Raw genomic sequence first — 19,886 nt, 5'->3', positions numbered from 1 at the left:
CCTCGGCGTGCGCGAGGGCCTCTTTGCAGGACGAGCCGTTAAAGCCGGGTTTACGCTACCGTCAGGGTGGCGCCGAACAGCAGCACCGGATCTTCGGGGTCGGACACCTGAATAGAGCCCTTGCCCTCGGCAACGATCGACTGGACCAGATACGCCGCCGCCGCACGCGGTGTAATCGCGGCGACCGCGCCAACGCCGGTCAACGCGGTGCGCAGTTCGTTGTCGAGCACGATGCGCGGGCCATCGGCACGCACCACGATCTCCATCTGCTTGCCGACGCATTCCGCGCCGACGTCGAGCTGGCCGCCGCGGATCAACGCGTCGCCCGCGATCAGTGCGAGGTTGAGCAGCACCTTGATGCCGGATTTTGGAAGGCTCGGGTCTTCGACCAACCAGCCGAGCTTCACCCGGTGGGTATCGCCGAACAGCCCCTCGATCGCCGCGCGCGCCTCACGCGAATCGATCGTCTCGCCGAAACCGCCCGCCGCACCGAACGCCAGTCGGAAGAACTTTAGCTTGTTGGCGGATGCTTTCGCGCTCTCACTAAGCAGTTCCAGACAGCGCGCACGCATGTCGGGATCATGCTCGTCCGCGAGCAGTTCGAGCCCGTTGTTGAGCGCGCCCACCGGGCTAAGCAGATCATGGCAAAGGCGCGAGCACAGCAGGCTGGCGAAGTCGACGGCGTTGATAGTCAAAGGACAAGGCTCCCGCGTGTCGGGCCTCTTTGGCGTAGCGGCGGCGTTGCCGCAAGTCGTGTGCGCGTATCAGGCGCCGCCGCACATATGCTGCGAATCGTACATCTGCCAGTGTTCGCCGGTGCGCAGGTTGGTGACGGCATACTGCCGCCCGCGATCGTCACCGGGCGGGCAGTTGCGCGGGATCGACACCAGGCACACCTTCGCCGGATCGCCGATCCGCGAGCGTGCAACCGGCTTTTCAAGATCGTACGACACCTGATGCACGCCATTGGTGAAGCTGACGCTGGTGCCGGTATCGTCGGGGCGACTGTTCAAGTCGCTGCCATCGGCCAGACGTGGGCCAATCTGATCGATCTTGGCGACGGCGCATTGTCCGATCTTCGCGACCCCGCGCCGTAGGACCGCATCGCGCGCTTCGAGTTGGGCATACAGGGCGGTGGTGCGCGCATCGTACAGGTTCCGCAGGCATGTCGTGTCGCGACACCGGTCGCGTCGCGCCAGCCAGGCGCGTTGCCCGTTACGGACCACGGCTTGCTGGGATGGCGCGCTGTGCTGGATCAAGCGGCTATAGACAGTCGCGAGCCCTGCATCGCCCTCCACTAGCCGCGCATTGCCGCAGATCATCTTCTCCGAGGCGCTCGTAGCGCGCGCGCAGTTGGCGGCAGCGGACGGCGCGTGTTGTCCGATGGCAGCGCTGCCGGAAAGGACCACGAAGGGCACCACCATCATCAGCGCGATCATCTTCGAACGCATCACATGACCTCTCCCACTTGGTACGGTATCGCATCGAAACGCACCGCGCCCGGCTGGTTTCCCGCCCGCCACATGCCGACTGTAACGCCGCTGACGATTAGCCAGATCTTGCCGTCCGGCACCGCCATCGCCGCATCGGTAGCGGACGGCCGCACGTCGCCGCTGGGATGCGAATGCCAATAGCCGACGATCGTCGCACCGCCCGCCCGTTCGGCCCGCAATGCCGCGAACAGTGCGACGGGATCGATCTCGAACGTGCGCGTCGGATCGGCCGCGACGTTGGCGCAGAGCGAAGCGTCGACGATCCGATCGTCGCCCCCGAACAAAATCCCGCATCGCTCTCGCGTGGGGTCGACAGCCGCGTCGGCGACAATCCGTTGCAGTGCAGCGCTTGAAATCTCCAACATAACGCCCAAATTCTTACGCTATGGACCGGGGGGTTTCCACTATCGAAGCGCGCGTCGCCGACGCCGAAGGGCTACGGCTCGACCGGGCGCTGGCTGATGCGTTGCCGACGATCTCGCGCGAGCGACTGAAAGCCTTGATCTCGACCGGCGAGGTGACCGACGAGGCCGGCGTGCTGCGCCGCGATCCGGCCAGCAAGGCGGTGCCGGGCGGCCTCTACCGCGTCAACGTCCCCGCCCCGCGCCCCGCGCACAATGAGCCGCAGGACATCGCGCTCAATATCGTGTTCGAGGACGATCACCTCATCGTCATCGACAAGCAGGCCGGGCTGGTGGTGCATCCGGCGGCGGGCAATCTCGACGGCACGCTGGTCAACGCGCTGCTCCACTATTGCGCGGGGCGACTGTCGGGGATCGGTGGCGTCGCGCGGCCGGGCATCGTCCACCGGATCGACAAGGACACGTCCGGCCTGATGGTCGCCGCCAAGACCGACCGCGCGCACGAAGGTCTCGCCAAGCAGTTCGCCGCGCACAGTATCGACCGGCGCTACAAGGCAATCGTCGGTGGCCGCCCAACCCCGAGCGAGGGCAAGGTCGACGCCCCGCTCGCGCGGAGCCCGCAGAATCGTAAGAAGGTCGCGATCGTGGCTGGCGGCAAGCGCGCCGTCACGCATTTCAGCACGCTCACCCGGCTGCGGGATGCCGCGCTGGTCGAATGTCGGCTGGAAACGGGTCGCACCCATCAGGTGCGCGTGCACATGGCTTCGATCGGACATCCCTTGTTGGGCGACCCGGTCTATGGTAGAACAAAACCGGTTCACCGGCCTGTTCTGGAAACGTTGGATTTCCGCCGGCAGGCGTTGCACGCCGCAAGGCTCGGGTTCATTCACCCGCTAGAAAGCAACGCTTTGGCATTTGATAGCGAAATGCCGTCGGACATGCAGGAACTGTTCGATAGTCTTAACGTATAGGTTTCGTATGCGCGTCGCCACGGTACCCGGGACGCGCGATTTTATGGGAGATTGATCATGGCCTCCGGCAATTTACCGGCGACGATCCCCGCTCTTGGCGGTGAGGCAAGCCTCAACCGCTATCTGTCTGAGATCAAAAAGTTTCCAATCCTCGCGCCCGAGCAGGAATATATGCTCGCCAAGCGTTTCGAGGAGCATGGCGATACCGATGCGGCGGCGCAGCTCGTCACCTCGCATCTCCGCCTCGTCGCGAAGATCGCGATGGGGTATCGTGGCTATGGCCTGCCCGTGTCGGAGCTGATCTCCGAGGGCAATATCGGCCTGATGCAGGGCGTGAAGAAGTTCGAGGCTGATCGCGGCTTCCGCCTCGCCACTTATGCGATGTGGTGGATTCGCGCGTCGATCCAGGAGTTCATCCTGCGGTCGTGGAGCCTCGTCAAGATGGGCACCACCGCCGCGCAGAAGAAGCTGTTTTTCAACCTGCGCCGCATGAAGTCCAAGCTCGACGCGTTCGAGGATGGCGATCTCTCGCCCGAGCATCTCGCCAAGATCGCGCACGACCTCGGCGTGACCGAGGCTGAAGTCACCAGCATGAATCGCCGCATGTCGATGGGCGGGGATACCTCGCTCAACGTGCCGATGCGCGAAGATGGCGACGGCCAGTGGCAGGATTGGTTGCAGGACGATTCGCCCCTGCAGGACACGATCGTCGCCGATGCGCAGGAGGCGGACGTCCGCCACACCATGCTCGAAAACGCGATGACCGACCTGAACGAGCGCGAGCAGCACATCCTCACCGAACGGCGCCTCACCGACGAGCCCAAGACGCTTGAGGAACTGAGCCAGGTATACGGCGTCTCGCGCGAGCGGGTTCGCCAGATCGAGGTGCGGGCGTTCGAGAAGCTGCAAAAGGCGATGATGCGGTTGGCCGGTGACAAGCGGATGCTGGTCGCCGCCTGATCGGGCTTGCGAAGTGGCGTCCGGCGGGTGATGGCAGTGCATGCCACCCGTCGGAGCGCCACGGCGCAGGAACCCGCTGTATGATACCACCCCGCCCCGGCGCCGTTCGATGATCCTTCGCCTGATCGGCTGGGTCTTCAAGATCGTCATCGGTTTCCTGATGCTGTCAGTGGCGATGGTGCTCGTGTACCGTTTCGTGCCCCCACCCGTTACGCTGACCATGCTGGGCGATATGGCGAGCGGCCATAGCATATCGAAATCGTGGATGCCGTTGTCGCAGATCGATCCCGATATGCCACGCGCGGCGATCGCGGGAGAAGACTCGCGGTTCTGCTCGCACCACGGTTTTGATATCGCCGCGATCGAGAATGCCTATCGCCGCAACGCGCAGGGCGGCCGCATCCGCGGCGGCTCGACGATAAGCCAGCAGACCGCCAAGAACGTCTTCCTGTTTCAGGGCGGCGGCTATGCGCGCAAAGCGCTGGAAGCGTATTTCACCGTGCTGATCGAGAACCTGTGGGGCAAGCGCCGCATCATGGAGGTGTACCTCAACGTCGCGGAAACCGGCATCGGCACCTACGGCGTCAACGCCGGCGCGATGCGCTACTTCCGCCATGACGCCTCCTCGCTCAGCCCCTCGGAGGCCGGACGCATCGCCGCCGTGCTGCCGCAGCCGAAGAAGCGCGCAGCGATCGATCCGCATGGTTTCGTGCGGCGGCATGGCAACGTGCTGTCGCGCCGGGTCGGCGTGGTCCGTAACGACGGGCTGGACGCTTGCTTGCGCTGATCGTGTGGTAGCCATTGTTGATGTTGATGCGTTGATCGCTCGACATCCAACAATAAAGAACATATATCGAACGTATGGCCCAGCTCGATACCCGCGCGAAGCTCGAGATTCTTGCCGACGCTGCAAAATATGATGCGAGCTGCGCCTCTTCCGGCACGGTCAAACGCTCGTCGCGCGATGGCAAGGGGATCGGCTCGACCGATGCCGGCATGGGCATTTGCCACGCCTATGCGCCGGACGGACGCTGCATCAGCCTGCTCAAGATCCTGCTGACCAACAGCTGCATCTTCGACTGCCATTATTGCATCAACCGCAAGAGCAGCAACGTCCGCCGCGCGCGCTTCACCGCCGAGGAGGTGGTGCGCCTCACCCTCTCCTTCTACCGGCGCAATTATATCGAGGGGCTGTTCCTATCCTCCGGCATTATCGGCTCATCAAATTATACGATGGAGCAGATCGTCGAGGTCGCGCGGAGCCTGCGGGAAGATCACGACTTTCGGGGCTATATCCACCTCAAGACGATCCCGGATGCCGATCCCGAGCTGATCCATCAGGCGGGTATGTTTGCCGACCGTATCTCGATCAACGTCGAACTGCCGACCGCGAGTGGTCTCAAGCGGCTCGCCCCCGAAAAGACGCAGGAGAGTATCGAAGGCGCGATGGCGGGCATGTCGGATGCCATTATCGATACCGCCGATGCGAAGAAGCATTACAAGTCCGCGCCGCGCTTCGCTCCCGCCGGGCAGTCCACGCAGATGATCGTCGGCGCGGATGCCGCGACCGATCGCGACATCGTCTCGCGTGCGGCCAATCTCTACGGGTCGTTCAATCTCAAGCGGGTATATTACTCCGCCTTCTCGCCGATCCCGGACGCCAGCGCGGTGCTGCCGCTGCAACGCCCCCCACTGATGCGCGAACATCGGCTGTATCAATCCGACTGGTTAATGCGATTTTACGAATACCAGCCCGGCGAGGTCGCGGCGGCGGCGGACGACAACGGCATGATGCGGCTCGATATCGATCCGAAGCTTGCGTGGGCGCTCAAGTTTCGCGGCTGCTTCCCGGTCGACGTCAACAAGGCACCGCGCGAAATGCTGCTGCGCGTGCCCGGCCTCGGCACGCGCGCGGTCGACAAGATCCTCGCCGCGCGACGCGGGCGCACGCTGTCGCTCGCGGATATTGGGCGGCTGACCTCCTCGATCAGCAAGGTTCGCCCGTTTCTGGTGGCGAGCGACTGGCGGCCGATCGCGTTGTCCGACCAGGCCGATCTGCCGCTCCCCAAACCGGCGGCCAAGCAGATGGAATTGTTCGCGTGACGGACGCGATGCGCACCGTTACGCTCGACAGCGAGGATGATTTCGACGGCTGGCGCGATGGCGTGCGCGCGGCGGTGCTGGATGGCATCCCGCCCGATCGCATCGTCTGGCGGGTCGGCGCGGACCCGGGCGAGTTGTTCGGCAGCACACCCCCGCCCCCGGCCCCCGCCGCCGGGTTCAGCGTGCCGCGCGCGTTCGTAGATCTCGCCAAAAAGGCGATCCTCCACACCGACCGTGAGCGATTCGCGCTGCTCCACACGTTGCTGGTGCGGATGCGTGAGCGGCCGAGCCTGATCGACGACGCCGCCGATCCGCTGGTGCGGCGTATTGAGGGGCTCGCCCGCACGGTGCGCCGCGATATCCACAAGATGCGCGCGTTCCTGCGCTTCCGCGAAATGGATGACGAGGGCACGCCGCGGTTCGTCGCGTGGTTCGAGCCGGAGTTCCACATCGTGCGCGCCAATGCCGGGTTCTTCATGGACCGGTTCGCGGCGATGCATTGGTCGATCCTCACCCCCGAAGTGTCGATCCACTGGGACGGCACGGTGCTCACCGAAGGTCCGGGCGCGACTCAGGCGGATGCGCCCGACGGCGATCCGGTCGAACAGATGTGGCACAGCTATTACGCCGCGATCTTCAATCCCGCGCGGCTCAAGGTCGGCGCGATGCTGAAGGAGATGCCGCGCAAATACTGGAAGAACATGCCCGAGACGGCACTGGTGCCGCAGATGATCGCGGGCGCGCAGGCGAGGGAGGCGGGTATGGTGGCGACAGCACAGGCGAAACCGGGCGGCAATATCGACGCGGCCTGGGCTGCTTTGCGGGAGGAGGCGATGAGCTGCACGCGGTGTTCCCTGCACGAACAAGCCACGCAGACCGTTTTCGGCGAAGGCCCGATCGACGCGGCGATGATGTTCGTCGGCGAACAACCCGGCGATCAGGAGGATCTTGCCGGCCACCCGTTCGTCGGCCCCGCCGGGCAATTGTTCGACCGAGCGATGGCGGAAGCCGGGGTGGAGCGCAGCACCGTCTACGTCACCAACGCGGTCAAGCATTTCAAGTTCGAGCAGCGCGGCAAACGCCGCATCCACGCCAAGCCCGACACCGGCGAGATTACCGCGTGCCGCTGGTGGATCGAGCAGGAACGCGCGATCGTCCGCCCGAAGCTGACCGTCGCACTCGGCGCCACCGCCGCCCGCTCGCTGCTCGGCAAAGCGGTGACGATCAGCCGTGAGCGTAGCCGCCTGATCGACCTGCCCGGCGGCGGTGCTGGCTGGATCACCGTCCACCCGAGCTTCCTGCTGCGTCTGCCCGATCCGGCTGCCAAGGCGGAGGAATATGCGCGCTTCGTCGATGATCTGAAAACGGCTGCGACCCATGTTTGATGGGGCAGCATGAATGCTTCCGCATCGACGCTTTGGAACGGACGTGGTCATCCGGAGGATGGGCGGCCCGTTCACGCGGTGGCGCGTCGTTGATATTGCGGCGACATGCACGGCCAAGCCCCGCTCGCCAGATATGTCATGAGGAACACTTGAACCGCGAGAATGCCGTGTTGAACCATCAAGATGTCGGCTATGACGGTGAAAGTGTTGACCAAACCGGCAGCGCTCGGCGATCTGACCGCGCGCGCCGCTCGTTTGCTGCACGATGGAACGGCCGCGCACCTGGAGAGTGAAGAATGAAAGTGGTCGTCCTCGGCAGCGGTGTGATCGGCGTCACCTCCGCTTGGTATCTGGCGCAGGCCGGGCATGAGGTGGTGGTCATCGACCGGCAGGCGGGGCCGGCGCTGGAGACGAGCTTCGCCAATGCGGGCGAGATTTCGCCGGGCTATGCCTCGCCCTGGGCGGCGCCCGGCATCCCGCAAAAGGCGGTGAAGTGGCTGATGATGCGGCACGCGCCGCTCATCCTGCGGCCGCAGCCGGATGTCGCAATGCTGCGATGGCTGTATGCGATGCTGCGTAACTGCACCGCAGAACGCTATGCTATCAACAAGGCGCGAATGGTGCGGGTGGCGGAATACAGCCGCGACCGGCTAGATGCGCTGCGACAATTCACCGGCATCCACTACGACGAGCGGATGCAGGGTACGCTGCAACTGTTTCGCGAGGCCAAACAACTCGACGGCACCGCCAAGGATATCGCGGTCTTGCAGGAAGGCGGCGTGCCGTTCGAGCTGCTCGACCGTGCCGGTTGCATCGCCGCCGAACCCGGCCTCGCCAACAGTGACGTGCCGATCGCGGGCGGCCTGCGCCTGCCGCACGACGAGACTGGCGACTGTTTCAAGTTCACCAACGCGCTTGCCGACCTGGCGGCGGCGGCGGGGGTGACGTTCGACTACGGTCGCACGATCGAGCGGCTTGATGTCGAGGGTGGGCGCATCACCGGTGTCCTCACCGATCGCGGTCGCGTTACCGGCGATGCGTATCTGGTCGCGATGGGCAGCTATTCGCCGCGGCTGGTTCAGCCGCTCGGGCTGCGGCTGCCGGTGTACCCGGTGAAGGGCTATTCGATTACCGTGCCGATCACACAGGCGAACCGCGCCCCGGTCTCGACCTTGCTGGACGAAAGCTACAAGGTGGCGATCACCCGGCTCGGCGACCGCATCCGCGTCGGCGGGATGGCGGAGATTTCGGGTTTCAACAATCACCTGCCCGAAGCGCGCCGCGCCACGCTCGAACATTCGGTCGGCGGGCTGTTCCCCGGTGCAGGCGATCTGGCGCGGGCGAGCTACTGGTCGGGCCTTCGCCCGATGACGCCGGATAGCGTCCCGGTGATCGGCAAGACGCGCCTGCACAACCTGTTCCTCAACACCGGGCACGGCACGCTTGGGTGGACGATGGCGTGCGGATCGGGGCAGGTCATCGCCGATCTCATCTCCGGCCGCACCCCTGAAATCGAAACGGGCGATCTCTCGCTCGACCGCTACTGACGAGGATATGACGATGCAGGTAGGTTTGATCGGACTGGGCGCGATGGGGCGCGGCATGGCGGACAATCTCGTACACGCCGGCCATGACGTGACGATCTGGAACCGCTCGGGCGACGGTGGCAGACCGATCGCCGGCGCGCGCATGGTCGATACGCCAGCCGAAATCTTCCAGGCCGAACTGGTGCTGACCATGTTGGCCGACGATGCCGCGATCCGCAGCGTGATCCTCGATGCCGGCCTGCTCGACCATGCCCGCGCCGGGCTGATCCATGCGGTCACCGCGACGATATCGGTCGCGTTTGCGGATGAACTGGCGGCGGCGCATGCGGCGGCGGACCTGGGCTATCTCTCCGCGCCCGTGTTCGGGCGACCCGATGCGGCGGCAGCGGGCGCGCTCAACATGGTGGTGGCGGGTGACGCCGCCGCGATCGAGACGGCGCGCCCGGCGTTCGAGGCGATGACGCAGAAGATCTGGACGCTCGGCAACGAACCGCATCAGGCCAACGCCGCCAAGATCGCCGGCAACATGATGATTACCTTCGCGATCGAGGCGATGGCCGAGGCGCTGGTGCTGACAGGCGACAATGGTGTCACGCCGGACGCATTCTTCGAACTGATGCTCGGCACGCTGTTCCCCGGCCGCATCTATCAGACCTACAGCGCCAAGATCGCAAGCGGCGACTACGAGCCGGGCTTCCGCATGAAGCTCGGCCTGAAGGATCTGCGGCTCGCCACCGAAGCGGCGGAAAAGGCGGGCAAGCGCCTGCCGATGCTGGACACCGTACGCGGCCGGATGGGCGAGGCGATCGATGCCGGCATGGGTGAGCAGGACTGGTCGGGCATCGCCAAGCTGCTGCTGGAACAGAATGGCAAGGCGACGGACTAACAGCCCGGTCCCTGGCCCCAACCTTGGCCGTTGGCGGACCACGGCTCTGCACACAAAAAGGGCCGCGAAACGCGGCCCTTCGTATCAGATCGGCAAACGGCTCACGCCACCTCTTCGACCTGCGGCAGATAGTCGCCGTAGCCCTCTGCCTCCATGTCATCGCGGTGGACGAAGCGCAGCGACGCCGAGTTGATGCAGTAGCGCAGCCCACCGCGATCGCGCGGGCCGTCGTCGAACACGTGACCAAGATGGCTGTCGCCATGCTGCGACCTTACTTCGGTACGAACCATGCCATGCGTCACGTCGCGCAGTTCCGCGACATTCGCCGGCTCGATCGGCTTGGTGAAGCTCGGCCAGCCACACCCGGATTCGAACTTATCGGACGAAGCAAACAGCGGCTCGCCCGACACGATGTCGACATAAATCCCCGGCTCCTTGTTATAGAGCAGCGGGCCGGTGCCGGGGCGTTCGGTGCCGGACTGCTGCGTCACGCGGAACTGTTCGGGGGTGAGCGCCGCGATGGCGGCGTCGGTCTTCGCATAGGCCATGGGAGAGATCCTTTCGCCGCCGGATATAGGGAGGCGTCAGGCCGGCTGCCAGTCACCCCGGCCGCGGCTATGCGGCCTTCCAGTCGAACGCCAGCGGCGCCTCGCGGAAGGCGAAGCGATCGATATGGCGTGCGACCGCCCCCTTCAGCCCTTCGAGCTGACCGTCCGAACTGGCGTCGATCCGCACCTCCAGCGCGGACGCGCCGGCGTCGAACGTCACCAGCCCGTCGGCCGGCCAGTCCGCGCCGCGCGCATCCTTGGGGAAGACGATCGTGCCGTGATCGGGCGTGAACTCCACCGCAAGATTGTGCTGCCAATGTTTGCACACCTGCTGGAGGTATTTGCTCGCGCTGTCGGTCGGCACCGTCGCGGTTGCACTGATGGTCATGTCTTTGTCCTTTCCCGCCGGCGCATGCGGCGCCGGCGTATCGATCGAAAGCCGCTTCCGCAGCAGCTGCAACCGGGTCATGTCAGAGGCGCTCGATCTTCTGCGTCACTTCGTCGAGCAGCGCGGCGATCTGGTGCAGCGTCTCAGGGTCGGTATCGTCCTGCATCACACGGTTCTGAAGCGCCGCGCGCAGGTTGCCGACCGCCCGCCGGACCGGACCGCCATCGCTCCGCGCGCTGTGCTTGCCGACTTCCGCCAGCCGCGCGAACAGCGCCTCGACCAGTTCCGCGTTTTCGGCGAGGTTCGCCGTGCCCGCTTCAGTGACGGTAAACAGTCTCTTGGCGCCCTCGCTCTTGCCCGCTTCGATCAGGCCCATGTCGTCGAGCAGCGTCAGCGTGGGGTACACCACGCCCGGGCTGGGCGCGTAGGCGCCGCCGGTCAGTTCCTCGACTTGGCGGATCAAGTCGTAACCATGGCGCGGTTCGTCGGCGATCAGCTTGAGCAGCACCAGCTTCAACTCGCCGCCGTCGAACATCCGGCGCGCACGCCCGCCGCCCGGCCCACCGCGACCCTCGCCCCAGCCGCCCTCAAAACCGCGACCGCCGAAGCCGCCGCCGATGCCGTGATGATGATGGTGGTGATGGCCATGCCCCCCACCGCGTTTATTCAATCCAAACATTTCGTTTCCTTCTATTATACGATGCAGCGAGGATATATCTTGATAGTGTCGACGCAAGTCCCCTCGTGCAATTTTTCTGCGCGGCCCTATTTGGCGGGGATGGCCGACCTCTTCGCCGCGTTTGATCCCCCCGCCCCAGATGCGCTGCCCGACACTGCGCCGCTCGCCGACCGCTTGCGCCCGCAGCGTCTTGCCGAGGTCGTTGGGCAGGATCACCTCACCGGTCCCGAAGGCGCTATCGGCCGAATGGTCGCGGCGGGGCGACTGTCTTCCATGATCCTGTGGGGACCGCCCGGTACGGGTAAAACCACCATCGCCAGGCTGCTGGCAGATGCGGTAGCCTTGCGTTTCGTGGCAATCTCGGCGGTGTTTTCCGGCGTAGCCGATTTGAAACGGGCGTTTGCCGACGCCAAAGAGCATGCAAAACTTGGCAAGCGCACATTGTTGTTTGTGGATGAGATCCACCGTTTCAACCGCGCCCAGCAGGATGGTTTCCTGCCCTATGTCGAGGATGGCACCGTCACCCTGATCGGTGCGACGACCGAAAACCCTTCATTCGAACTCAACGCCGCACTGCTCAGCCGCGCGCAGGTGCTGATCCTGCGCCGCCTGGATGCCGCCGCGCTCGAACTGCTGCTCTCGCGCGGCGAGGCGCTGGAGGAACGGCCCCTGCCGCTCACGCCCGAAGCGCGCGAGGCGATCGTTGCAAGCGCCGACGGGGACGGACGTTTCCTGCTCAATCAGGCGGAGACATTGTTCTCGGTCGATCTGCCGCAACCGCTTGATGCAGCGGAATTATCCGCATTCCTGCAACGCCGCGTCGCGGTCTATGACAAGGACCGCGAGGGGCATTACAACCTCATTTCCGCGCTCCACAAATCGCTGCGCGGGTCGGACCCGCAGGCGGCGCTTTACTATCTTGCGCGGATGCTGACGGCGGGCGAGGAGCCGCTGTACGTGCTCCGCCGGATCGTCAGATTCGCGAGCGAGGACATCGGCCTGGCGGATTCTAACGCGCTCGCGGTATGCCTCGCCGCCAAGGATGCCTATGAGTTCCTCGGCAGCCCCGAAGGCGAACTCGCCATCGCGCAGGCGTGTCTGTATTGCGCCACCGCGCCCAAATCCAACGCCGCCTACACCGCGCAAAAGGCGGCTTGGCGTGTGGCGAAGGAAACCGGCTCGTTGATGCCGCCGCAGAACATCCTCAACGCGCCGACGAAGCTGATGAAGGACATCGGCTACGGCAAGGGTTACGCTTACGATCACGATACCGACACGGGCTATTCCGGCGCCAATTACTGGCCCGAAGAGATGGCGCCGCAGACCTTCTACGTCCCCACCGATCGTGGCCTTGAAAAGCGCATCGCCGAGCGGATGGCTTGGTGGGCGGACCTGAAGGCGGCCGACGATCGCACCTGATCGCTTCACCCGGTTCGCCGCGATCGACTGGTCGGGCGCGAAAGGTGCGCGTCACCCGGGCATCGCACTCGCGGTGTGTGACGCGGGCGACGCCGCACCCGTGCTGGTCGCACCACCCGGTGGGCTATGGTCCCGCAGTGCGATCCTCGCGTGGCTGAAGGCGCAGCGGGATGAACCGCTGCTGGTCGGCTTCGACTTCAGTTTCGCGCCGCCTTTTGTGGAGCGCGGCGCGTACCTGCCGGGCGAGGACACCCCTGCCACCGCCCGCGCGTTCTGGGGGTATGTCGATGCGCACAGCGCCGATGTCGATCTTGGTGCGGCGTCGTTTCTCGAACAGCGACGGGGCACGCATTTTTACCTTGGCGCAGCGGATGGGGCCAAGGCCGGTTTCCTGCACTTCCGCCGTTGCGAGGCGCGGTACAACGCCAATGGCGGCGGCAAACCGTCCACCGTCTACGATGCGATCGGCGCGGCGCAGGTCGCCAAGGCCAGCTTCGCCGGCATGCGCCTGCTCCATCACCTCGGGACAGCGATACCCGTGTGGCCGTTCGATCCGGTGCCACACGCAGGCGCAGTGGTGGTCGAGATCTATACCACCATCGCGGCGCGTGCCGCTGGCCTCCGCAAAGGATTGAGCAAGTTGCGCGATGCCGCAGCACTCGACAGCGCGCTGGCGACGATGGGTTCACGACCACACGTGCCGCTCGCCCGCTACAGCGATCATGCTACCGATGCGCTGCTGACGGCGGCGTGGCTGCGCGTCAACGCTGGTCGAGCGACGTTATGGCGGCCGGAACCGTTAACGCCGACCATCGCCGGCACGGAAGGCTGGACCTTTGGCGTTACCTGACCTGCGACAAATCGCATCGGCGGCGTCATGCCGGTCTTGGCGAGCGCGCCGACAGCGGTTATGGGCGAACGCCTGCCCGTATAGCTCAGTTGGTAGAGCGCCACCCTTGTAAAGTGGATGTCCGGGGTTCGATTCCTCGTGCGGGCAGGGTTTACCGGGGAAGCGACGCCCCGTGAGCTCAATCGTCCAGGGTCTTCACGTTGCGATCCGCCCACGCCTTGCCGTCGTCGCCGCCCCATAGAAGCCATGCGATGAAGCCGGCCGAAGGGTCATCGTCCGAATCCCATTGGTGGGTCTTGGTCTCCTTATCGACCGCGTGACGGGCGAAATAGCTGTGCATCGCCTTGATGTCCGCCGCCGACACGTCGGCGCGGTTGGCAAGCTGATGCGCGCGGTCGACGCCGACCTGAGTGCCACCACGATTGAAAGTCTCTCGCAAGCGCAATCCGCGTCGTGCTGCCGCAGCCATGCGCTGGGTCGGTGTGAAATGTTTTTCGGCCATCGTCGCCTCTCGTATCTACCGTGCAAGTGTCGCACCAACGCCGATGCCACCGACGTGGGTCCGACAGCCTTGGCGGGGAACGAAGCATCGGCTCGCACATTTGCCCTGCATGACGACGATCCGGAGATATCGAATGAAGACCTTGGTTCTCGCACTTGCCGTGTTGGCAGCCCCCGCCGCCGCGCAAGCCCCCAACTGGACAAAGGCGCAGCCGATCTCGATCACGATGACCGATCATGGCTTCATCCCGCGCCGGATCGCGGTGCAGCAGAACGGGCTTTATGTTCTCCGCGTCACTAATCGGTCGGGCAAGGGCCACAATCTGACGCAGAAGGCCTTCTTCGCCAACGCGCGGATCGCGCGGCAGGATCGCGGGTGGGTTCGTGATGGTCAGATCGTCCTCGACTCGGGCCGGCGCGCCACCGTTCATTTGCAGGCGCCCGCCACCCGCCGGGGCGGCACGTATGAGTTCAGCAGCACCACGCTCGCTGATGCGGACGACGATTACAAAGGCGTGTTCGTGATCCGCTGATCGGAATTGCAAATTGTCGCCGCGACCGGAGGAGTAAAGCCATGACTGACGTGTTCCAGCAGGGCGGCGTTGCCGTCATTACGGGCGGGGCCAGCGGCATCGGCGCGGCGGCGGCACGCCGGTTCAGCGAGATGGGCATGAAGATCGTGATGTTCGATCGCGATCAAGACGCGCTGAAGGCGCTGGCCGCGACCCTGCCGGGAGAGGTTCGCGTGCTTGCGGGCGACGTTGCGAAGCTCGCCGATGTTGAACGGTTGCGCGACCTGGCTGTGTCGGCATTCGGGCGGGTGGACGTGTTGATGAACAACGCCGGCATCGGCGGCAGCGACGACGACAACTGGAGCGGCCTGGATGCGTGGCGGCAGATTCTCGACGTCAATTTGTGGGGTGTGATCCACGGCGTCCACGCATTCGCACCGCTGATGCTTGGGCAAGGTGGTCCTTCAGCGATCATCAACACAGGATCGAAGCAGGGCATCATCAATCCTCCGGGTCACCCGGCATATGCAGTGTCGAAGGCGGGCATCCGCACTCTGACCGAACAACTCGCGCATGGGCTGCGCGCTGAGGGCGATCAGGTATCGGCTCACCTTCTGGTGCCGGGCTGGACGTTCACGGGCATGAGCCGTGACCCGCGAGGACCGAAGCCTGACGGCGCATGGACAGCAAAGCAGGTCGTCGATCTGATGATCGCGCGAGTTCAGGCAGGTGACTTCTACATCCTGTGCCCCGACAACGCGGTCGCACCGCAAGTCGATGCGGCCCGCATCCGGTGGAGCGCAGGTGACATGACCGAGAACCGCCCTGCCTTGTCACGGTGGCATCCCGACTGGGAGCAGGCTTTCGCCACCTACGTTGAAGCGGAAACGCCGCAAACCTGAACGGTTTCAGCGGCGGCGATCAACAAAGCCAGCTTCGTGTGCTCGGCCCGGCCGCCAAGACGCATGGTCAAGTGATCGTCCGGCCACAGCGAGTAATTTGCCGTTCCCGGCATGAGGTGGCTTGGTGATGCGGCAGGCGAACGACGCCTGCCGCTAATGCCGCTCAGTCAGATGGATCATCGCCAAAGGTCAGCACGATCTTGCCCCGGACGTGTCCCTGCTGTGCGCGATCATAGGCGTCACGAACTCGTTCGATCGGGAAGGTTTCGGCTACAGAGATACGAACCTCACCAGCATCGATCAGTCTGGCGACCTCACCCAGTTGCGCGGCATTGGGCTCCGCCAACCAACGTGGAGCGGCGCGGACGTTGTGGGCCTTGGCCTGCGCCTGATCGGGTTCGGCGAGCGTCGAGACAAGGATACCGCCCTCCCGCAGCACGGCCCAAGAGCGTTCGGTCGTATCGCCGCCGACAAGATCGAACACCACATCCACGCCGCGCGCGATATCCTCGAACCGCTGGTTCTTGTAATCGATCACCGTGTCCGCGCCGAGGCTTGCCACGAAATCGAGATCGTCCGGGCCGGCGGTGGCGAACACCTCTGCGCCGCGCGCGCGTGCGAACTGCACCGCAAGGTGCCCCACTCCGCCCGCGCCGCCGTGGATCAGCACGCGCTGCCCAGCTCCCAATCCACCATGATCGAACAGCCCCTGCCACGCGGTCATCGCCGCAAGTCCGATACCACCGGCCTGTACCAGATCGATCGACGCAGGGGCGGCAACCAGTTCGACTGCCTTGACGACCACATAGTTGCTCTGCGCGCCGCGATCGAAGCCGATGTGCGCAAACACGCGATCGCCCTTGCTGAGCATATAATGTGCGCGCGTACCGACTGCCTCGATCGTACCGGCGAGATCGCGGCCCAGCACGATCGGCAAATCGCCCTCACCGACCGGAGGAAACTCGCCTTGCATCGTCTTGTAGTCGACTGGGTTGACGCTGGCCGCGACGACCTTCACCAACACCTCGTCGTCCTGCGCCTGCGGAACCGGTACCTGGCCGAGTTCCAGCACGTCCGTCTCGCCAAACCGGCGCAACCGCACCGCGCGGTTGATCGGGCCAAAGGCTTTCGTCTCGTACCGGCCGACCAGTTCGGCGTCCGCGATGACATGACCTTCGACCGCGCGGATCAGTTCCTCGGGCGCGGCACCTGTTTCGATCGCGAGGATGGCCGTATCGAGCGCCAGCAATCGAAAGTGGTATCGATGCGCACCATCCCCAGCCGGCGGACGCGGACCACCCCAGCCGGCATCGCCGAAGACGTTGCGACAGACCAGCAGGCCATGGAGCGGTTCGCCTTCCTCAAGTCCGCTGCGGTCGACGCCTATCCCGCCCACCGCAAGGTGGCAGACGGTACCGTGGGGCGCATCCGGATCCTGGACGATCAACGCAAAGCTGGCGGTACCATCGGGTGCGCCGGTCCATTGGAGAGCAGGCATGATATTGCCGTGGTTCTTTGCAAAACGATCGGGAAGCATATCGCCGTCGGCAAAGGATGGGCTGCTCAGTTCCAGCATGGTCATCTCCTGATAAGCGTCCGCCCCCGAACGGTTCACACGCCGAGACGATCCCCACAAACACGGCGGCATGAGGCGCTTGCCCGGCCGCACCGCTTTGGGGCATGTCTCGTTCCATGGAGAGGATCTGGAAAGCGTTCGCGATCGCGCCGCTCGTCTTGGTTGCGCTTGCGTCTCCGTCCGCAGACGCCGCCCCTGCTGCATCGACGTTGTGGCAGACGTTCACGCACCCGCCGGAGGATGCGCGGCCGATGGTGCGCTGGTGGTGGTTCGGCCCCAGCGCGACACCGGTCGAAATCGATCGCGAGATTGCGGCAATGCGCGCGGAGGGCTTCGGCGGATTCGAGGTGCAGGCCACGTATCCTTTATCGCCTGACGATCCGACCCGCGGCATCCACAACGTACCCTTCCTGTCACCACCGTTCCTGGCGGCGCTCCGTCATGCCGGCGAGACCGCACGCGCGAGCGGCATGCGGATCGACGTGACGCTCGGCAGCGGTTGGCCGTATGGCGGGCCATCGGTACCAATTACGCAAGCGTCCGCCGGCGTACGCCTATTCACGATTACCGCGCCGGCAAATGTGAGCAGGGTCGCGCTACCAGCCCTCGGCCCAGGTGAAAGCGTTCTGGCAGCGTTTGTCGAGGGTCGGCGGGTCGCGGCGATCAACGGTGTCTCTGTGTCTCTGACACCGGTATCTCAGGCTCGACCTGTCACGGTGTTCATCGCCGGGCGGACTGGACAACAGGTCAAGCGTGCCGGCGTCGGCGCCGAAGGCTATGTTATCGATCATCTCAACAAAGCGGCAATCATCGACTACCTCGACCATGTCGGACAGCCGTTGCTTTCCGCCTTCCAAAGCGCACCGCCGCCCTATGCGATGTTCTCCGACAGCCTCGAAGCCTATGGCGCGGCCTGGACGGACGATCTACCTGCCGAGTTCCGGCGGCGGCGTGGCTATGACCTGCTCGACCACCTGCCGGCACTGTTCGACGAAACGGACGCGGGTGCAGCGGTGCGGTTCGATTGGGCGCGCACGCTGACGGAATTGCTCAACGAACGGTATTTCACGACGATTACTGCCTGGGCGCACGCTCACGGAACGCGCTTTCGGACGCAGGCTTACGGCACGCCGCCCCCGATGTTGTCGAGCAACGCGCTCGTCGATCTGCCCGAGGGCGAGGGTTCTGACTGGCGTGCCTTCACCTCGACGCGCTGGGCAACCTCTGCCGCGCATCTTTACGGTCGCCCGGTCGTGTCGGCGGAGACTTGGACGTGGCTGCATTCGCCCGCATGGGCAGCGACGCCACTCGACATGAAGATGGAGGCGGATCGCATGTTCCTCCAGGGCGTGAACCAGATCATCGGCCACGGCTGGCCCTATTCGCCGCCGGATGTGCCCGAACCGGGTTGGGCGTTCTACGCAGCGGCCGCGCTCAATGATCATAATCCATGGAGTCCGGCGATGTCGGCGGTGACGCGGTATCTGCAGCGAACCAGCGCGATGCTGCGCATGGGCGTGCCTGCCACCGATGTTGCCATCTACCTTCCAAGCGAGGACGGTCTGGCGGCGATGCGCCCCGGCCGAGCGTCGTTAAACGACGGTATGCGCGCCCGGCTGGGTCAGACGGTGATCGACGGCGTGCTGGATGCCGGACAGACCTTCGACTCCATCGACGCGGCGGCAATCCGCGCCGGCGCGCTGAAGTACAAGGTGTTGGTGCTGCCGGCTCTGACCCGCATCGACCCTGCCGCATACCGCATCGTTGCCGCATGGGTGGCGGCCGGCGGCAAGGTGATTGCGACCGAACACCTGCCCGAACGAGGCGGCGGGCTGATCGACGGGGACAGCGCCAGCCGCAGTGTGCGTGAAACCGGCGCACGATTGGCAGCGCCGGACATACGTGAGCAGGTGTCGGTCGTCCCGACAGCGAAGCTCGAAACCGCGTTGCGCGCTATGCTGCACCCGGACATGGCACTGGCGCGTCCCGATCGAGACGTCGGTTTCGTTCATCGGCACCTGCCGGAGGGGGACGTGTATCTCATTGTCAATTCTGGTCCGCGGCAGCTGCATACATACGCTACCTTCGCCGCCGACACCGAACATGGACAATGGTGGGATGCCGCGAGCGGCAGTCGCTTCAGCGCTGGACATGGGCTGATCGCAATCGACCTTGCGCCATATCAGAGCCGCTTCCTGATCTTCACGCAGTCGCCACCAGAAAAACCGCTGGAAACACGAATAGATCAGGTGGCCGATCTGTCGACGGGATGGGTCGGCTTGGCAGCGGCCGGCCTGCCGACACCACCGAAACCAGGCACATCGTGGACTGATGATCCGGCTTATGCCACCTTCTCTGGCAGCATTACCTACCGTCGCACGGTTCGTTTGCGTAAAAATGCCCTACCCTTGTCGGGCCACATCTTTCTCGACTTCGGTAAAGATCAGCCACTCGATTTACCCATCAACGCACGCCCTGCCGCCGCGATTGCCGCGCCGGTGCGCGATGCGGTGCTGGTCACCGTGAACGGCAAGCCGGCAGGAGCAGTGTGGGCGCCGCCATGGCGTATCGACGTGACAGATTTGCTACGACCTGGCCCGAATGTAGTCGAACTGCGGGTTATGAACAGCGCGATCAACGCGCTTTCTACGCGGCCGAAGGCGGACCGACGATTGCTGACCGCACGCTACGGCGAACGGTTCCAAGATCAGGATCAGGATAAGGTGCTGGTCCGACCCGCCGGTCTGCTCGGCAAGATCACCTTGTTGCAAACCAGGATACAATAGACGTGGCCTGCCCGCCTG

At 64.7% G+C, this 19,886-nt stretch carries 20 protein-coding genes and 1 tRNA gene; 13 read left to right on the top strand and 8 right to left on the bottom strand.

Translation table 11 applies throughout. From position 1 onward, the window contains the following. Positions 1–50 precede the first annotated feature (50 nt). The 3 genes from L8F97_RS01610 to L8F97_RS01600 form a co-directional block, all read right to left on the bottom strand. Positions 51–695 (bottom strand): histidine phosphotransferase family protein, encoded by a 645-nt coding sequence (locus tag L8F97_RS01610; protein WP_242146247.1) that lies wholly within the window; start codon positions 693–695, stop codon positions 51–53. A gap of 69 nt (positions 696–764) precedes the next feature. After that, a complete protein-coding gene (locus L8F97_RS01605; protein WP_242146246.1) occupies positions 765–1,454 on the bottom strand; it encodes a lysozyme inhibitor LprI family protein in 690 nt (229 codons plus the stop codon). Then, a complete protein-coding gene (locus L8F97_RS01600; protein WP_242146245.1) occupies positions 1,451–1,858 on the bottom strand; it encodes a Mov34/MPN/PAD-1 family protein in 408 nt (135 codons plus the stop codon). The genes L8F97_RS01605 and L8F97_RS01600 overlap by 4 nt, the downstream gene beginning before the upstream one ends. Positions 1,859–1,878: 20 nt before the next feature. On the opposite strand from L8F97_RS01600, the gene L8F97_RS01595 reads away from it, so the two are divergent. The 7 genes from L8F97_RS01595 (at position 1,879) to L8F97_RS01565 (ending at position 9,707) form a co-directional block, all read left to right on the top strand. Further along, complete coding sequence (locus L8F97_RS01595; protein ID WP_242146244.1) at positions 1,879–2,826, top strand: RluA family pseudouridine synthase; 948 nt, start codon at positions 1,879–1,881, stop codon at positions 2,824–2,826. A 57-nt stretch (positions 2,827–2,883) separates the two neighbouring features. After that, a complete protein-coding gene (rpoH, locus tag L8F97_RS01590; protein WP_242146243.1) occupies positions 2,884–3,786 on the top strand; it encodes an RNA polymerase sigma factor RpoH in 903 nt (300 codons plus the stop codon). 109 nt (positions 3,787–3,895) lie between these two features. Continuing rightward, a complete protein-coding gene (gene mtgA / locus L8F97_RS01585; protein ID WP_242146242.1) occupies positions 3,896–4,573 on the top strand; it encodes a monofunctional biosynthetic peptidoglycan transglycosylase in 678 nt (225 codons plus the stop codon). A 74-nt stretch (positions 4,574–4,647) separates the two neighbouring features. Then, positions 4,648–5,889, top strand: a complete 1,242-nt coding sequence (locus tag L8F97_RS01580; RefSeq protein ID WP_242146241.1) for a putative DNA modification/repair radical SAM protein — start codon at positions 4,648–4,650, stop codon at positions 5,887–5,889. Positions 5,890–5,897: 8 nt separating this feature from the next. After that, positions 5,898–7,274: a UdgX family uracil-DNA binding protein gene (locus L8F97_RS01575; RefSeq protein WP_242147088.1), complete on the top strand. Its 1,377-nt coding sequence runs from the start codon at positions 5,898–5,900 to the stop codon at positions 7,272–7,274. A gap of 296 nt (positions 7,275–7,570) precedes the next feature. Further along, positions 7,571–8,821, top strand: coding sequence for a D-amino acid dehydrogenase (locus L8F97_RS01570; RefSeq protein WP_242146240.1), 1,251 nt, complete (start codon positions 7,571–7,573; stop codon positions 8,819–8,821). Positions 8,822–8,834: 13 nt separating this feature from the next. Then, a complete protein-coding gene (locus tag L8F97_RS01565; protein WP_242146239.1) occupies positions 8,835–9,707 on the top strand; it encodes an NAD(P)-dependent oxidoreductase in 873 nt (290 codons plus the stop codon). Between the two features lie 101 nt (positions 9,708–9,808). On the opposite strand, the gene msrB is transcribed toward L8F97_RS01565, so the two are convergent. The 3 genes from msrB to L8F97_RS01550 all read right to left on the bottom strand — a co-directional run bounded on the left by msrB (position 9,809) and on the right by L8F97_RS01550 (position 11,322). Beyond that, the gene (gene msrB, locus L8F97_RS01560) at positions 9,809–10,255 is read right to left on the bottom strand and encodes a peptide-methionine (R)-S-oxide reductase MsrB (RefSeq protein ID WP_242146238.1); all 447 of its coding nucleotides are present in this window, start codon (positions 10,253–10,255) and stop codon (positions 9,809–9,811) included. A 67-nt stretch (positions 10,256–10,322) separates the two neighbouring features. After that, positions 10,323–10,643, bottom strand: coding sequence for a DUF2218 domain-containing protein (locus L8F97_RS01555; RefSeq protein WP_242146237.1), 321 nt, complete (start codon positions 10,641–10,643; stop codon positions 10,323–10,325). Between the two features lie 82 nt (positions 10,644–10,725). Then, positions 10,726–11,322, bottom strand: coding sequence for a PadR family transcriptional regulator (locus L8F97_RS01550; RefSeq protein WP_242146236.1), 597 nt, complete (start codon positions 11,320–11,322; stop codon positions 10,726–10,728). Positions 11,323–11,421: 99 nt separating this feature from the next. Between L8F97_RS01550 and L8F97_RS01545 the strand changes: the two genes are divergently transcribed. The 3 genes from L8F97_RS01545 to L8F97_RS01535 all read left to right on the top strand — a co-directional run bounded on the left by L8F97_RS01545 (position 11,422) and on the right by L8F97_RS01535 (position 13,738). Further along, positions 11,422–12,741 (top strand): replication-associated recombination protein A, encoded by a 1,320-nt coding sequence (locus L8F97_RS01545; protein WP_242146235.1) that lies wholly within the window; start codon positions 11,422–11,424, stop codon positions 12,739–12,741. Continuing rightward, on the top strand, positions 12,731–13,591 hold the full coding sequence (locus L8F97_RS01540) for a hypothetical protein (RefSeq protein WP_242147086.1): 861 nt from the start codon (positions 12,731–12,733) through the stop codon (positions 13,589–13,591). The genes L8F97_RS01545 and L8F97_RS01540 overlap by 11 nt, the downstream gene beginning before the upstream one ends. Positions 13,592–13,665: 74 nt before the next feature. Continuing rightward, a tRNA-Thr gene (locus tag L8F97_RS01535) sits at positions 13,666–13,738 on the top strand. Between the two features lie 31 nt (positions 13,739–13,769). On the opposite strand, the gene L8F97_RS01530 is transcribed toward L8F97_RS01535, so the two are convergent. Further along, entirely contained in the window at positions 13,770–14,093 is a 324-nt protein-coding gene (locus tag L8F97_RS01530) for a hypothetical protein (RefSeq protein ID WP_242146234.1), read from the bottom strand. A 133-nt stretch (positions 14,094–14,226) separates the two neighbouring features. Between L8F97_RS01530 and L8F97_RS01525 the strand changes: the two genes are divergently transcribed. Both L8F97_RS01525 and L8F97_RS01520 read left to right on the top strand, forming a co-directional pair. Continuing rightward, positions 14,227–14,625 (top strand): cupredoxin domain-containing protein, encoded by a 399-nt coding sequence (locus L8F97_RS01525; protein WP_242146233.1) that lies wholly within the window; start codon positions 14,227–14,229, stop codon positions 14,623–14,625. Positions 14,626–14,666: 41 nt separating this feature from the next. Beyond that, a complete protein-coding gene (locus L8F97_RS01520; protein ID WP_242146232.1) occupies positions 14,667–15,506 on the top strand; it encodes an SDR family NAD(P)-dependent oxidoreductase in 840 nt (279 codons plus the stop codon). Positions 15,507–15,669: 163 nt separating this feature from the next. Here L8F97_RS01520 and L8F97_RS01515 read toward each other — a convergent pair whose 3' ends face one another. Beyond that, a complete protein-coding gene (locus L8F97_RS01515) occupies positions 15,670–17,082 on the bottom strand; it encodes a YbhB/YbcL family Raf kinase inhibitor-like protein (protein ID WP_242146231.1) in 1,413 nt (470 codons plus the stop codon). 116 nt (positions 17,083–17,198) lie between these two features. Between L8F97_RS01515 and L8F97_RS01510 the strand changes: the two genes are divergently transcribed. Next, the gene (locus L8F97_RS01510; protein ID WP_242146230.1) at positions 17,199–19,868 is read left to right on the top strand and encodes a glycosyl hydrolase; all 2,670 of its coding nucleotides are present in this window, start codon (positions 17,199–17,201) and stop codon (positions 19,866–19,868) included. Positions 19,869–19,886: the final 18 nt, after the last annotated feature.

Source organism: Sphingomonas sp. BAUL-RG-20F-R05-02, assembly GCF_022662305.1.
Taxonomy (GTDB): domain Bacteria; phylum Pseudomonadota; class Alphaproteobacteria; order Sphingomonadales; family Sphingomonadaceae; genus Sphingomonas.
The sequence above is the reverse complement of the archived record's forward strand: the minus strand, read 5'-3'. Positions and strand labels throughout refer to the sequence as shown.

Bases quoted from the DNA above. Each gene is read 5' to 3' on its own strand.
- L8F97_RS01600 (WP_242146245.1), bottom strand. From the start codon at position 1,858: ATGTTGGAGATTTCAAGCGCTGCACTGCAACGGATTGTCGCCGACGCG.
- L8F97_RS01595 (WP_242146244.1), top strand. From the start codon at position 1,879: ATGGACCGGGGGGTTTCCACTATCGAAGCGCGCGTCGCCGACGCCGAA.
- rpoH (WP_242146243.1), top strand. From the start codon at position 2,884: ATGGCCTCCGGCAATTTACCGGCGACGATCCCCGCTCTTGGCGGTGAG.
- mtgA (WP_242146242.1), top strand. From the start codon at position 3,896: ATGATCCTTCGCCTGATCGGCTGGGTCTTCAAGATCGTCATCGGTTTC.
- L8F97_RS01580 (WP_242146241.1), top strand. From the start codon at position 4,648: ATGGCCCAGCTCGATACCCGCGCGAAGCTCGAGATTCTTGCCGACGCT.
- L8F97_RS01575 (WP_242147088.1), top strand. From the start codon at position 5,898: ATGCGCACCGTTACGCTCGACAGCGAGGATGATTTCGACGGCTGGCGC.
- L8F97_RS01570 (WP_242146240.1), top strand. From the start codon at position 7,571: ATGAAAGTGGTCGTCCTCGGCAGCGGTGTGATCGGCGTCACCTCCGCT.
- L8F97_RS01565 (WP_242146239.1), top strand. From the start codon at position 8,835: ATGCAGGTAGGTTTGATCGGACTGGGCGCGATGGGGCGCGGCATGGCG.
- msrB (WP_242146238.1), bottom strand. From the start codon at position 10,255: ATGGCCTATGCGAAGACCGACGCCGCCATCGCGGCGCTCACCCCCGAA.
- L8F97_RS01555 (WP_242146237.1), bottom strand. From the start codon at position 10,643: ATGACCATCAGTGCAACCGCGACGGTGCCGACCGACAGCGCGAGCAAA.
- L8F97_RS01550 (WP_242146236.1), bottom strand. From the start codon at position 11,322: ATGTTTGGATTGAATAAACGCGGTGGGGGGCATGGCCATCACCACCAT.
- L8F97_RS01545 (WP_242146235.1), top strand. From the start codon at position 11,422: ATGGCCGACCTCTTCGCCGCGTTTGATCCCCCCGCCCCAGATGCGCTG.
- L8F97_RS01530 (WP_242146234.1), bottom strand. From the start codon at position 14,093: ATGGCCGAAAAACATTTCACACCGACCCAGCGCATGGCTGCGGCAGCA.
- L8F97_RS01525 (WP_242146233.1), top strand. From the start codon at position 14,227: ATGAAGACCTTGGTTCTCGCACTTGCCGTGTTGGCAGCCCCCGCCGCC.
- L8F97_RS01520 (WP_242146232.1), top strand. From the start codon at position 14,667: ATGACTGACGTGTTCCAGCAGGGCGGCGTTGCCGTCATTACGGGCGGG.
- L8F97_RS01515 (WP_242146231.1), bottom strand. From the start codon at position 17,082: ATGCTGGAACTGAGCAGCCCATCCTTTGCCGACGGCGATATGCTTCCC.
- L8F97_RS01510 (WP_242146230.1), top strand. From the start codon at position 17,199: ATGGAGAGGATCTGGAAAGCGTTCGCGATCGCGCCGCTCGTCTTGGTT.